This window comes from Verrucomicrobiota bacterium, assembly GCA_037139415.1.
Classification (GTDB): Bacteria; Verrucomicrobiota; Verrucomicrobiia; order Limisphaerales; family Fontisphaeraceae; genus JBAXGN01.
Genome location: JBAXGN010000001.1, coordinates 42,407 through 56,578 on the forward strand (window position 1 = coordinate 42,407; position 14,172 = coordinate 56,578).

General features: G+C 58.4%; 7 protein-coding genes. 4 read left to right on the forward strand and 3 right to left on the reverse strand.

Going from position 1 to position 14,172, the window contains the following annotated elements:
• Positions 1–293 precede the first annotated feature (293 nt).
• From sucD to WCO56_00175, 3 genes are all read right to left on the reverse strand, one after another.
• Complete coding sequence (gene sucD, locus WCO56_00165; GenBank protein MEI7727954.1) at positions 294–1,184, reverse strand: succinate--CoA ligase subunit alpha; 891 nt, start codon at positions 1,182–1,184, stop codon at positions 294–296.
• A 31-nt stretch (positions 1,185–1,215) separates the two neighbouring features.
• Positions 1,216–2,421, reverse strand: coding sequence for an ADP-forming succinate--CoA ligase subunit beta (gene sucC / locus WCO56_00170; GenBank protein MEI7727955.1), 1,206 nt, complete (start codon positions 2,419–2,421; stop codon positions 1,216–1,218).
• A 696-nt stretch (positions 2,422–3,117) separates the two neighbouring features.
• On the reverse strand, positions 3,118–3,774 hold the full coding sequence (locus WCO56_00175; protein ID MEI7727956.1) for a response regulator transcription factor: 657 nt from the start codon (positions 3,772–3,774) through the stop codon (positions 3,118–3,120).
• A 358-nt stretch (positions 3,775–4,132) separates the two neighbouring features.
• Between WCO56_00175 and WCO56_00180 the strand changes: the two genes are divergently transcribed.
• The 4 genes from WCO56_00180 to WCO56_00195 all read left to right on the forward strand — a co-directional run bounded on the left by WCO56_00180 (position 4,133) and on the right by WCO56_00195 (position 14,036).
• Positions 4,133–4,576, forward strand: coding sequence for a hypothetical protein (locus WCO56_00180; GenBank protein MEI7727957.1), 444 nt, complete (start codon positions 4,133–4,135; stop codon positions 4,574–4,576).
• Between the two features lie 381 nt (positions 4,577–4,957).
• A complete protein-coding gene (locus WCO56_00185) occupies positions 4,958–11,701 on the forward strand; it encodes a PAS domain S-box protein (GenBank protein MEI7727958.1) in 6,744 nt (2,247 codons plus the stop codon).
• Positions 11,698–12,879, forward strand: coding sequence for a hybrid sensor histidine kinase/response regulator (locus WCO56_00190; GenBank protein MEI7727959.1), 1,182 nt, complete (start codon positions 11,698–11,700; stop codon positions 12,877–12,879). The genes WCO56_00185 and WCO56_00190 overlap by 4 nt, the downstream gene beginning before the upstream one ends.
• Before the next feature lie 11 nt (positions 12,880–12,890).
• A complete protein-coding gene (locus WCO56_00195) occupies positions 12,891–14,036 on the forward strand; it encodes a hybrid sensor histidine kinase/response regulator (GenBank protein ID MEI7727960.1) in 1,146 nt (381 codons plus the stop codon).
• The last annotated feature ends 136 nt before the right edge of the window (positions 14,037–14,172 follow it).

The window sequence follows — 14,172 nt, forward strand, 5'->3', positions numbered from 1 at the left end:
TTGGACACCGCCGCGACAAGAACGTTGCGTAAAAGCGTGATTTAGGAATACATCTCACGAAGGATACTCCGATAAGTTGTTATTCGATCGGCTGTCCTTTTCGCGTGTCGTTTTCGCGTTGCCTCCGCGCTGCATTAACGCGACCAGCGGACAGGACGCCACGAACAACAACGGCCAGCCCGTGAGCGGCAAGGTGACCCTCGGCGAACGCGACGCATTGTTCCTACTGCGGGAATAAAATAACCGGGCTGGGTTTCCCCAGCCCGGTGTATACTTCAGCTTTCCAGCTTAAATCACATCATCTTCAACAGCGTGTCCGCCATCTCGGATGGGGTCACTGCCACTCCAATGCCAGCGTCCTTGAAGGCTTCGATTTTCGCTGTCGCTGTGCCTTTGCCGCCGCTGATGATGGCACCGGCATGGCCCATGCGGCGTCCCGGAGGGGCCGTGGCACCGGCGATGAAACCCGCCACCGGCTTCTTGCAATTGGCCTTGATCCAGGCAGCGGCTTCCTCTTCCGCGCTGCCACCGATTTCGCCAATCATAATGATGCCGTGCGTTTCCGGATCGGCGGCAAACATCTTGATGATGTCGAGGTGCGAGGTGCCGTTGACCGGGTCGCCGCCAATGCCCACGCAGGTGGACTGGCCAACCCCGCGACAGGTGAGTTGCCATACGGCTTCATAGGTCAGAGTGCCGCTGCGGGAAACCACCCCAATGTTGCCTTTCTTATGGATGTAGCCGGGAGAAATGCCGATGCGGCAGCCGCCGGTCGAATCTTTGCCTTCGCCTGGGGTTACCACCCCGGGACAATTGGGCCCGATGAGGCGGGTCTTTTTGCCCTGCATCGCCGCTTTGACTTTCACCATGTCCGCAATGGGGATGCCTTCGGTGATGCACACCACCAAGTCCAGTTTCGATTCCACTGCTTCCAGAATTGCATCGGCTGCGAACGGCGGCGGTACAAAAACGGCGGATACTTTCGCGCCGGTGGCCTTGGAGGCTTCAGCCACGGTGTCAAAGATGGGAACTTTGTTGTCGAACAACTGCCCGCCTTTGCCGGGGGTCACGCCTGCGGCGACTTGCGTGCCGTAGGCGAGGCTCAATTGTGCATGACGCGCGCCAAAGCTGCCCGTGATGCCCTGAATGATGATTTTCGTATCGGGTTGAATCAGAATGGACATATAAAATCTCAGTTAAAGGTTATGAGTTCAGTTATTTCGCGACGGCTTGCACCACTTTTTGGGCGGCATCCGCCATGGTGGTTCCTGAGATGATGGTCAGGCCCGATTCAGCGAGTGTTTTGCGGCCCAGTTCCACGTTGTTGCCCTCCAGGCGAACAACCAATGGCAGGGGCAGCCCGGTTTCCTTGACGGCGGCGACGATGCCTTGGGCAATTGTGTTGCAATCCATGATGCCGCCGAAGATGTTGACGAGGATGGCCTTGACCTTCGGATCACTCAGGATGATCTTGAACGCGGCCATCACTTGTTCCTTGCTCGCGCCACCCCCAACGTCCAGGAAATTGGCCGGCATACCGCCATAATGCTGGATAATATCCATGGTGGCCATCGCCAACCCGGCTCCGTTCACCATGCAAGCAATGCTGCCGTCCAGCTTGATGTAATTCAGGTTGTACTTGCTGGCTTCGGTTTCCAGCGGTGATTCCTCCGCCAAGTCGCGCATCGCCATGATGTCTTTGTGGCGGTACAGGGCATTGTCGTCCAAACCGATTTTACCATCCAGGCAGACCAGCGTTTCCTTGCCATCGGGCAGTTCCACGATGCAAAGCGGGTTAATTTCCACCATGGAGGCGTCGCATTCCAGCCAGGTTTTGTACACGCCCGCGATGACCTTGGCGCCGGAGGCGATCAAGTCCCCCTTGAGCCCGAGTTTCACCGCGATCTTGCGCGCTTGGTGCGGCCATAGCCCCACCTGCGGGTCCACATGTTCCTTCAGAATCTTGCGGGGATGTTTGGCGGCGACTTCCTCGATGTCCATACCGCCCTCCGTGCTGGCCATGATCAGCGGCAGCGATTTGGCGCGGTCGAGCAGCACTGAAAGGTACAGCTCTTTTTTAATTTTGGCGGCGCTTTCCACCAGTACGGTGCTGACCAGGCGGCCTTCCGGACCGGACTGTTTGGTTACCAGCACGTTACCGAGCATGGCGGCGGCCATTTGCTGCGCTTGCTCGGCGGATTGGCAGACTTTTACGCCACCCTGGAACCCGTTCGTGAACGTTCCTTTTCCGCGCCCTCCGGCGTGGATTTGGGATTTGACCACCACGGCCTTGAAACCGGCGGCGAATAATTTATCCGCGGCGGCCCGAGCTTGTTCGGGGGTTTTACACGCCTCGCCGACCGGCACGGCTGCGCCGCCCTGGGCAAGTAACTGTTTGGCTTGATATTCGTGAATATTCATGAAGACAGACTGTTTTAGTTTTAGGTTTAATGATTCAGCAGAAATCCGGCTGGCAACGTGATGGTACACCCCAAGTCCCGCCGCGCCTGGTTGTGCGCGCGGCACCGACGGCCTATGCTCGTTGCCGGGCTGGCCGTCATCCCATTCCACCATGTGTCATCAAGGACCATTTGAACTCGTTTCACACCTGACGAATGATATTTTCGTCGCGACCATCTTGAAAGGAAGTCCGTCAGGCGTCAACGGTTTTTATAAAGGTGGCTAATTTTGCACATTTTATGGCCATTCCGCTTAAGATAACGTTAAAGAAATCGCACTTTAAGTAAAACGTATTCATCGCGATCACCACTCAGGAATGTTATTTCTGTGGTGCGAACGGCAATTCCCCTTGGACAACCCCGACCGCGCGTAGCAAATAATACACTGCAATGGCTTCCAAGGCCACGAATGACACAAAACTCAACGTGACCAGCCACCAACTCAGACATGACAATAGCCGTTTTTTCATCACCAAAAACTACTATGGGTAAGAATGGTCTGTTTTAATTAAACGGCAAGTCTCTTTTTGACGACCCATTGATTATCAATCTTTTCTACGGTTAACTTCGGCGGCTGGCATGAAACATTGAATCCGCTCCCGGTCGCCATGCCGCGCAAATCAAGCGTCCACTTTCCACTTTCTGCTTTCTGCTTTGGTCATGTCCGCTGTTTGTTTGCCACATCCAAGCCCCACCGGCGGGCGTATCCCATCAGGTCGCGGTCGCTATGGAGGCTCAATTTTTCCCGGAGATTTTTCCGGTGCATGGCGACGGTGGCGGGGGTGATTTCCATGGTTTGGCCAATGGTTTCATCATCCCAGCCTTTGAACATGTGCTTAATCACTTCCTGTTCCCGTGCGCTTAATATTTTTTGAAAGGCATCGGGGCGGGATAACCACTCCTCCTTCACCTTCATGAACCCGGGACTGAAATAGGTGCCGCCTTGGCTCACGGTTTGCATGGTCTGCAACAGTTCCGGGGGGGATTGTGTCTTTTCAATATAGCCATGGACGCCGCTTCGGATGACCCGCCAAACGGTGTGCGGGTCCACCAGTCCGGACATGACCAGCAGCCGGGTCTGCGGCAATTGCTCCAGCAGGGTGAGCGCCAGTTGCAGCCCGTCCAGTTTGGGCAATTCGATGTCCAGCAGCACCAGGTGAGGTTGCAGGCGCAGGCACAGTTGCAGTCCCGCTTCCCCATCCGCGGCGCAACCCACCAGCCTGAAATCGGGTTGCAAGTTAATCCACTTCCCCATGAGTTCCGCCAGGATCTGATGATCCTCAATCAGCGCGACGGTAAACGGCTTGCTTGCCATGCCGGGAGGCTAGCCCGTCTGCGGCTTTAGGCAATCAAAAAGTGGCCGTAAAATTGGCGCCGGTGGGAGCCATCGCGAATGAGCAGCGCGGCGAAAATCGGCGCCGGTTGGGCGTCCCGGCTTCCGCCTTGGGTGCGCGATTCGCACCTGAGATCGAACGTTTTTCATCCGTCGTTCGCCGGGGCTCCGCTGGCCGCCTGGCGGCGGGACTCCCAACCCAAAGGCGCGCCCATTCGGAAAGGAACTCTTCTGCCGTGCCCGTTCGCCTGCCTGTGCCAGCTACCTTTTAAAAGGTAGTTTTAGCTATTGTTGTCTAATCCGATTTTTGGTTAGTTCAGCTTATGTGCAACCATAAACGATGATGATATCAAAAACCAATCAGACCTTTTGCCAGGCTGTCTGTGAGCGCTATCAATGCTCCGCAGAGAAGTATCCGCTGGTAGTCTGGCGGTTATGCCTGCCCCGGGGCAAACGCTGGCTGGGCCGGCTGGTTTTTCTAGTATCGCCAAATGTATTTTACGACGATTTTATTTTGATCCGCGATGTCAGCATGGATACCCGTCCGCAAGACATTGAACTCGAAGTTGAAAGTTTTCGCCGCACATATCGCTTCAGAGGGTTCTTTCGGCGCGACTTAAACCTGCGGCTTTCCACGCGCGCCCTCCTCCGCCTGGGTTGGGAATTGTTAGACCAAGAACATCAGCCGGCAGCCAATGATCTCGAAACGGAATTCGTACACAAGCCTTCGCCAGACGTCCCGGTCGCCTTTCCGTCCCGCAACCGGTCCAACACCACGGGCTAGCGCGGCATCGGGGATCGCTGTCCCAATTCCGCACTCCCTTGTGGGTGCCTCGCTGGGCTGGGCGTCCCGCCTTCAGGCGGTCAGGGGGGCCGGTGAGCAACGGCGAAAACCGCCATCTCCGTTGCGAATCCCCCTCCCAGCCGGTACCCGCGTTCGCCGTGCCACTACCTTTTAAAGGGTAGTTTCCGCATTTGTGATCCTCCAATCAGGTGTGGCATCCTGATGTGGTTAGTAGCGAATTGTCGTCGTATTGTATGATCGCCACACAAAACCAGATGCTGATCGTGGATGTTCCCCCGGTATTCCAGGGGAGTGTGCGGCGATTAAAACGATGGCGACATCATGTCGCGTGCGCCAGAAACTCCAACTTGCAGGTGCCCCATGTTTGAGCACGTCATTTTGGTCGCAAATATCACGCTGCTTGGTTTCGGGGCGTATTTGCTAACCGATCTCGCACGCCCTTGGCTGGTTCCCCAAAAATTCCGCCCCGGTTTGCGCTGCCTCAGTTACGCCGTCATGGCCGTGGTCACCCTCATTTTCAGCCCTTCGGTGCAGTCCGGAGTGACGATTGATGCGGGGGGGACCATTATTGCCGTTGCCACCCTGCTGGGGGGATTCAAATGTGGGGCCGTCACCAGTGCGGCATCCCTTGTGATGCACGCGTTGCTGGGTGGCGTCGGCGCGCCGGCGGGCGGACTGGGTACGATTTGTGATTACTTCGCCTCCGCTGGGTTGCTATGCGTTTTGCGGCGGTGGCAGCCGGACTGGATTCGTCACCTGCTGGGGTTGCTCTTGGCCGGGCTGGCCGTCGGTCTGAGCGAAGCCCTGTCCCTCCTGCTCGTCCGGCCACTGGAGCACGGCCTGGCGCTATTCTTGCGTTATGGGTTGGAACTGTTTTTCTGTCAGGTGGCCTGTGCCGTCGTGTTGGGGGGGCTGATTCTGCTTTATGAGGGGCGGCGTCCGGCCATTCGTCAATACCATGCCGCCCTCGACACCACCATGGATGGCTTCCTCTGGGTTAGCCGGGCGGAATATATCCTGGAGGTGAATCACACGCTTTGCACCCTGACTGGATACCCGGAAGCGGATCTGCTTGGCCTGCCCCTCGCCCGCCTGCAGGCCGATCCCGCCGCCGCGGACGTTCACATCAGCATGGCTGCCCGGCTCAGGCAGCACAGCCCCCTTTGGTTTGAATCCCGGTGGCGGCGCAAGGATGGGTCCCTCCTGAACGTGGAATTAAGTTTGGCGCTGGCGGGTGACAATGGCGAATTTCACCTCTTTGTGCGCGACATCACCGAGCGCAAGCGCGTGGAAAATGCACTCCGGGATAGTGAGTCCCGCGCGAACGAAAAGGCCGACTTGCTCAAGGCGATCATGGAAAGCCCACAGGGAATCATCGTCTTTTCCCTGGATCGTGACTATCGCTATACCGAGTTCACTCTCGGACACCAGCAGACGATCAACAAAATCTGGGGGGTGGAGATTAAGATTGGGATGAACATGCTGGAGGTCATTGGCACGCCGGAGGATCGCGCCCGGGCCAAAGTCAATTTTGATCGTGTCCTGCACGGGGAGCACTTGTTGGTCGTGGAAGAATACGGCGATCAATCCTTGCAGCGTGAGTGGTATGAAAACCGGTACGATCCCATTCTTGACAGCACCGGTGCGATTTCGGGTTTAACTGTATTCGTCACCAATATCACCGCGCGCAAACTGGCGGAAGCCGCCTTACAGGAAAGTGAGGCCCATTTTCGCGCCTTGGCCGATTCGGGGCAGGCGTTGGTTTGGGCCGCTGGCCTTGACAAAAAATGCCATTATTTCAACCGGCCCTGGCTGGAATTTACTGGTCGCACGCTGGAACAGGAATGGGGCGATGGCTGGGCGAAAGGCGTGCATCCGGACGATTTACCGAACTGCCTGCGGACTTATGGCGAAGCCTTTGATCGGCGGGAGCGGTTCAGTATGGATTATCGTTTTCGCCGGTTTGATGGCGTGTATCGCTGGATTCATGACAACGGGACGCCGCACTACAACAGCCAGGGAGAATTTATCGGGTATATCGGGCATTGTCTGGACATTACTGATCTCAAACACGCCGAGGCGCTACTCCACCAGACCCTCAATCAAGTCCGCCATCTAAACGAGGTGCTGCTGGCAATCCGGGACATCGCCGGCCTGCTAAACCGGGAGCACGACCGGCAGAAAATTCTGGATGGCGTCTGCCGTAGTCTCTGCCACACCCGGGGGTACGTGATCGTTTGGATCGGCCAACCCGAGGAGGCCTCGGGGGAGATCAAACCCGTGGCGCACGCCGGCGCCAATTTCGAACTCCACGCGCCCATCCGCTGGGATGATAGCGCGCTGGGGCAAGGGCCGACGGGCATCGCCCTTCGGGAGCGCCGGCCGGTGGTGTTCGCGGATTTGGCCAACGACCCGCGTTTCGCGCCCTGGCGCGGTCCGGCAATGATGGCGGGAGCCGCCTCCATTACTTCTGTGCCGTTGCTTCACAAGGAACGCCTGTTTGGCGTACTGACCGTGAAGGCCGATCGGGTAAACGCCTTTGACACCCAGGAGGTGGACCTCCTGCTGGACCTGGCCGGCAAAGTGGCGCGGGCGTTAAAAGCGCTGGAGGATGAGTCGTCCCGGAAGGCCGGCGATGCCACGTTGGCGCGCTACCAACTGCTCTCGGATAACGCCAAGGACATCATCCTGTTTGTCCGCCCACCGGAGGGCCAGATTATCGAGGTCAACCGGGCCGCCTGCGAAGCCTACGGCTATGACCGGGCAGGACTATTGACCAAGACGATCTATGATTTGCGCCCGGCGGATGCAAAGACCAGGGTTGCCCAACAGATGGAGAACGCTCGCCGGGACGGAATGTTGTTTGAGACGGTCCATGTGCGCCAGGATGGCCGCCCGTTCCCGGTCGAGGTCAGTTCGCGCGCAACGCTGATTGACGGGGAGCCAATCCTGTTAAGTGTCATCCGCGACATTACCGAGCGGAAAAAAGCCGAGCAGGAATTGCGGACCCTCAACCAGCAATTGGAGCAGCGCGTAAGGGAGCGCACCGCCGAGGCGCTCAGCCTCTACCATAACGCCCCCTGCGGGTACCACTCCGTCGGCCCGGACGGAGTGATGCTGCAAATGAACGATACCGAGCTAAACTGGCTTGGGTACCGGCGGGAGGAGGTGGAGGGGCGCCTGCACTTCACCGAACTGCTGACCCCGCAGAGTGCCGCGCGATTCAACGAACGTTTTCTGCCGTTCGTCGAAACCGGCACGGTCAATCAGTATGAGTGGGAACTGCGCGGCAAGGACGGATCGTCCCTGGTGGTCCTGGTGGACACTGTGGCGGTGCGGGATGCCGACGGGCGTTTCCTCCGCAGCCGCTCCGCCGTGACGAATATCACCGAGCGCAAACGCATGGAAGTGACGCTGATGGAAGAGCGGCATCGGCTGGCTGGCATTATCGAAGGCACCAACGTGGGCACCTGGGAATGGAACGTCCAGACCGGTGAGACGATCTTCAATGAACGCTGGGCCAACATGATTGGCTACACGCTGGAAGAACTGGCTCCGGTCTCCATCGCCACGTGGATGAAATTTGCCCATCCCGACGATCTGCAAGCCAGTAGCGCCATGCTGGAGAATCATTTTAGCGGCAAATTGGACTATTATGAGTTCGAGGCACGAATGCGACACAAGGACGGTTCCTGGGTCTGGGTGCTTGACCGGGGCAAAGTGACCAGCTGGACGGAGACGGGCAAGCCGCTGCACATGCGGGGAACCCATCAGGATATCACTCAGCGAAAATGGTCCGAGCTGTTATTGCAGAATATTACCAGCCGTCTGTCGCTGGCCGCGCAAGCGGGCGGCGTGGGCATCTGGGACTACTATGTTGCCAATAACCAGTTGGTTTGGGATGACCAGATGTTTCGCCTTTACGGAATTACGCGCGATCAGTTCAGCGGTGTGTATGCGGCCTGGCAGGCGGGGGTTCACCCGGAAGACCGGCAGCGGGGCGATGAAGAAATCCAGCGCGCCTTGCGCGGTGAAAAGAATTTCGACACGGAGTTCCGCGTCGTTTGGCCGGACGGCAGCATTCATAATATCCGCGCCCTGGCCCAAGTGCAGCGGGATGCCGCTGGTCAGCCCGAGCATTTGATCGGCACGAATTGGGACATCACCGTGCAGAAGCAACTGGAGGCCAAACTCAAATCCAGCGAAGAGAACTTCCGCACGTTCTTTGAGACCATTGGCGACCTGATTGTGGTGGCGACGCCGGAGGGGCGCATCCAGTTCGTCAACCAGTCGCTCAAGCGCAAGTTGGGCTATGGCGAGGCGGACCTTGCCACCATGCACGTGCTGGACCTGCATCCGGCCGTGGTGCGGCCGGAAGCCAGGGAGATTTTCGCGGCCATGTTCCGGGGCGAGCGCGAATATTGCCCCCTGCCGATGGTCAAGCGGAACGGAACTCCCATTCCGGTGGAGACCCGTGTCTGGTTTGGCCGATGGAATGGCGAGCAGTGCATCTTCGGCGTCAGCAAAGACCTGAGCGCGGAGCAGGAAGCACAACAGCGGTTCGAGCGACTCTTCCGCAATAATCCCACCTTGATGGCGCTCTCCACCCTGCCGGATCGGCAGTTCAGCGACGTCAACGACGCCTTCCTGAATGCACTCGGATATTCCAAGGAGGAGATTATCGGTCGAACCGCAGGTGAACTCGGCATCTTCGTGGAGCCCGAGCGGCAGGCTGCGGCTGCCGATACGCTGTTGGCGAATCATCGCGTTGCCGATTTGGAATTGGAGGTCCGCTGCAAGGACGGGACCATTATTAGCGGGCTATTTTCCGGCGAAGTGATCACCAGCCAGGGGCAGCAATATTTCCTGACGGTGATGATTGACATTACCAAACGCAAGCGCCTGGAGCAGACGTTGCTGGCCAGCGAAACCAAGTTTCGCCGATTGGTTGAGATGGCCCCGCTGCCGCTGGCGCTGCTGGATGTGAATGGGCACACGCAGTTAATCAATGACCAGTTCACCCGGGTGTTGGGTTATACCCTGGCGGATCTTCCCACCCTCGAGGTGTGGTGGCCCAAAGCATATCCGGAGTCGGGTTACCGGCATCAGGTGCGGGAACAGTGGGTGGCGGCGGCCGCCCAAGCCATGCAGGGCACCGGATTAATGGCCTCCAAAGAACTCAACGTGACGTGCAAAGACGGCACGGTGCGCACCATGCTCATCACCGGATCAGTGATGAAGGACCATTTCCTGGTCGCCTTATTGGATGTCACCACGCTCAAGCGGGCCAACGATAAGCTGCGCAAGCTGTCCCTGGCCGTGGAGCATAGCCCTTCGATGATTCTGATCACCGATGTGCAGGGGCGCATTGAGTATGTGAACCCCGCCTGGAGCCAGACTACGGGCTACTGTTTGGAAGAAGTGCAGGGAAAGACTTCGCGGTTCCTTAAATCCGGGGTCCAGTCGGATGCATTTTACGCACATCTGTGGGCCGAGATCACCGCCGGCCGCATCTGGCGCGGCGAACTCTGCAATCGCCGGAAAGATGGCTCGCTGTATTGGGAAACCATCGCCATCGCGCCGGTGGTGGATGAGGCGGGCCGCACCACCCATTTTGTGGGCGTCAAAGAGGATTCCAGCCAGCGGAAACAGATGGAAAATGAATTGCGGTGGGCGAAGGAGACCGCCGATTCGGCCAACCGCGCCAAGAGCACGTTTCTGGCCAATATGTCCCATGAAATCCGCACGCCGATGAATGCCATCCTCGGCTTCACCCAGCTCCTAATGCGGGATGCGGAGTTATCCGGTCTCCAGCGGCAGCAATTGACCACCATCACCCGCAGCGGCGAACACTTGATGGATATCATCAGCGACATTCTGGAGATGGCCCGCATTGAATCCGTCCGGCTGATCCTCCATCCGTCCAACTTTGATTTGCACCTGCTGCTGGACGATTTGGAGCACCTGTTCCACCAGCGCTCCAGCGCCAAGCATCTCCACTTCAACGTGGAGCTTCAGATTGACGTGCCGCGTTGCGTCCAGACGGATGAAACCAAGCTGCGTCAGGTCCTTATCAACCTGCTCGGCAACGCCATGAAGTTCACCGCCCAGGGCGGCACGGTGATCCTGCGCGTGAGTTTTCAAGCGGACGCGGACGGATCGGAGTACCTGCACGCGGAAGTTGAGGACACCGGCGCGGGGATTGCCCCAGAGGATATTCCGCATGTGTTCGAGCCGTTTTTCCAGACCAATACGGGCAGACAGACCACCGGTGGCACAGGGCTGGGGTTGCCCATCAGCCGGGAGTTTATCCGGCTCATGGGTGGTGATATCCACGTCATCAGCCGGGTCGGGATGGGCTCCATGTTCAGTTTTAAGGTGCGGGTAACCCGGGCGGAGGAGACCGCTGTTCCAAACCCAACCACGCCCACCCGGCGCGTGTTGCGGCTGCTGCCGGAGTTGCCCGCCTGCCGTGTGCTGGTGGTGGATGACCAGCAGGAAAACCTCGATTTGCTGGTGCAGATGCTCGCCCCAACCGGTTTTGAAGTCCGGACCGAGAGACACGGCGCGGACGCGCTGGCGCAATGCCAGGCCTGGTTGCCCCACGTCGTGCTCCTGGATTCGTGCATGCCGGAGATGGACGGCTTTGAGGTTCTCCGCCAGATTCGCCTGGCGCACGGTAGGACCGTGAAAATCATTGAGCTGAGTGCTGATTTATTGTTGGAACAGCAGCGTCGCGCGGTGGCCGAGGGGGCGGATGTGTTCATGGGTAAACCGTTCAAGGAAGCCGACCTGTTGGAAACGATCAAGCAATTGACCAGCGTAGACTATATCTATGGCGACTCGCCTCCGACGCAAATAACGGCCTCGCCTCCGCCGCTGGCGGGCCTGCCCTTGGCTGAGGCGATTGGCGGTTTGCCACCCGCGCTCTTGGTTCAACTGCGCGACGCCACCGACTGCCTGGACCACGACGCAACGCTGGCCCTGGTGGAGCAGGTGACGATCCAGGATGCCACGCTTGGCCGCCAGCTTCACCAATTAACAAAACAGTTTGATTACGGTACGCTGCAAAAAATGTTATCTCCAGAAATACCAAAACAATGAATACTGACACCCCACCATTTTCCAATGCGACCATCATGGTCGTGGAGGACATTCCGGCCAATCTCAATCTGCTGACCAGTCTGCTCAAAAGCCGGGGCTATAAAGTACAGCCGGCGATCTCCGGTGAAGTGGCGCTTCAGGCCGCCCACCGCAGCCCGCCCGACCTCATCCTGCTCGATATCAATATGCCGCGGATAAGCGGTTACGAGGTGTGCAAGCGACTCAAGGCCGACGCGAACCTGAAGACCATCCCCGTCATTTTCATCAGCGCCCTCAACGAGACCTCGAACCTGATCGAGGGCTTCGCGCTGGGCGCGGTGGATTATGTGACCAAGCCGTTTGAGTTTTCGGAAGTGATGGTCCGCGTGCGCACCCATCTGGAACTCGTCCACCTGCGCCGGGAATTGGAACAGCAGAACGCGCGCTTGGAGGACCAAGTTGCGAAGCGTACCCGCGAACTGGCCGAGGCGCATGCCCGGCTGGCCATCCTGGACCGGGCCAAAAGCGATTTCCTCCACCTGATTTCCCACGAACTGCGCACCCCCCTGAACGGGGTTCTGGGCGTGACCGAAATGCTATTAGCCACCGCCAGCCAGGACGTGGAAAACCGGGAGTTTGCGGGCATGTACGAGGCCAGCCGGGATCGGTTGATGACCATGGTGGATGACTCCCTCCTGCTGACGCAGCTCGGCGTGGGAATGGCCGCCGATTCGCAGCAGGCATGCCGGCTGGAGACGCTGCTGATCAAGGCCCGGTCCGAAGCGGTTCGGTACGCCGATTCTCGTGGCGTTCAGCTCGCGCCAGCTCCGCTGGATTTAGGGTTGGTCCAAGGCGCGCCGACCTACCTGGTCCGGGCGCTGCGTTCTTTGCTGGAGACGGCGGTCAAATTCACCCAAGTCGGCAGCCTCGTGCGGCTCACAAAAGCCGACGCGTCGGAACCGGGCGGCCTGATCATCGAAACCGACGGCCTGGGCATCCCGCCCGAGATGCTGCCCCGCGTCTTCGATTTACTGGCCGTCGCTGAACCGATCACGCCCGGCGGCGATTTGGGCGTTGCCCTGCCGCTGGCCGAACGCATCATCAGCCTGTGCGGCGGCGCGGTGGTGGTCGAGAATCTGACGCCCCCAGGCGTCCGTTTCACGGTCCGTTTTAAAAAGCTCGAACCCAACAACGCGTAAACTTCCAATTTATGAATACTCAAACTCCTGAACCAACCGTCTCGCTGCTACTCGTGGATGATTCGTTGGCCAACCTCCAGGTGCTGGCGGGAATGCTCAAACAGCTCAGGTACCAAGTTCGCCTGGCGCCCTCGGGTGAACTGGCCTTGCGCAGCGCCCGACACTCCCCGCCGGATCTTATCCTGCTGGACATCAATATGCCGGACATGAACGGCTATGAGGTCTGCACACAGTTGAAGGCGGACGAAACCTTAAAGGCGATCCCGGTCATTTTCCTGAGCGCGCTGACCGAGACGCTGGACAAAGTCAAAGCCTTCAAGGTGGGCGGCGTTGACTACATCACGAAACCATTCCAGCTTGAGGAGGTAACGACGCGGGTCAAGACCCACCTTGCGCTGCGCGACCGGGAACGCCGCCTGCAGGCCAGTTATGCGCGGCTCCAGCAACTGGAGGAATTGCGGGATGACCTGGTTCACATGGTGGTGCATGATCTGCGCTCTCCGCTCTACGCGATGCGCATTTCCGGCTCGCTCCTGAACGATCTGCTCGGAACGGCCATGACGGACAACAAAGACATTCAAGAGATTCTGGAAGCGCTAACGGGTGCCACCAGCCGGATGGAGGATTTGGTGAACCAGGTGTTGGACATCAGCCGGCTGGATTCCGGAGAAATGCCCCTCTGCAAAAATTACGGCGACTTGGTTGTGATTGCGTGCTCTGCCATGAAGTCGGTGGCACCGCTGGCGGACAAGCGAAGTTTGATTCTGGAGCACCAAGACCCGTGCCCGGTATTCTGTGACCAGGGGATTATTTCCCGTGTGATCGTGAACCTGCTTTCGAACGCCATCAAGTTCACGCCCCCGGATGGCATCATGAGCCTTGAGATTTCCCATCGTGCCCGCGACGTCCGTTTTGCGGTTACCGACACTGGACCGGGCATCCCACCCGAATTCCAAAATAAAATCTTTGAAAAATACAACCAGGGAGAAATTAGACGAAGCGGCGTTGGCACCGGCTTGGGTTTGGCATTTTGTAAACTTGCCGTGGAGACGCATGGCGGTCGAATGGGTGTGATCAGCGCGCCGGGCAAAGGCAGCACCTTTTGGTTTACGTTGCCAGGGATCGCCCCCCCAAGACGCCGCCGCGCCTGCGATTAAGGACCTACATCTCATTGAGCAAGCAACGCCGTTGGCCAAGGCTTGGTAACGTGTAATCCATCCGAGACCTGCCGGCCAAGCCTTCGTGGCGGAACTGTTTTTGCCCGCCAAATCAAGACCGCCGCACCGCACGATA

Excerpts from the sequence above, each read along its gene's own strand:
- WCO56_00180 (MEI7727957.1), top strand. The coding sequence starts at position 4,133 with ATGATGATATCAAAAACCAATCAGACCTTTTGCCAGGCTGTCTGTGAG.
- sucC (MEI7727955.1), bottom strand. The coding sequence starts at position 2,421 with ATGAATATTCACGAATATCAAGCCAAACAGTTACTTGCCCAGGGCGGC.
- WCO56_00195 (MEI7727960.1), top strand. The coding sequence starts at position 12,891 with ATGAATACTCAAACTCCTGAACCAACCGTCTCGCTGCTACTCGTGGAT.
- WCO56_00175 (MEI7727956.1), bottom strand. The coding sequence starts at position 3,774 with ATGGCAAGCAAGCCGTTTACCGTCGCGCTGATTGAGGATCATCAGATC.
- WCO56_00190 (MEI7727959.1), top strand. The coding sequence starts at position 11,698 with ATGAATACTGACACCCCACCATTTTCCAATGCGACCATCATGGTCGTG.
- WCO56_00185 (MEI7727958.1), top strand. The coding sequence starts at position 4,958 with ATGTTTGAGCACGTCATTTTGGTCGCAAATATCACGCTGCTTGGTTTC.
- sucD (MEI7727954.1), bottom strand. The coding sequence starts at position 1,184 with ATGTCCATTCTGATTCAACCCGATACGAAAATCATCATTCAGGGCATC.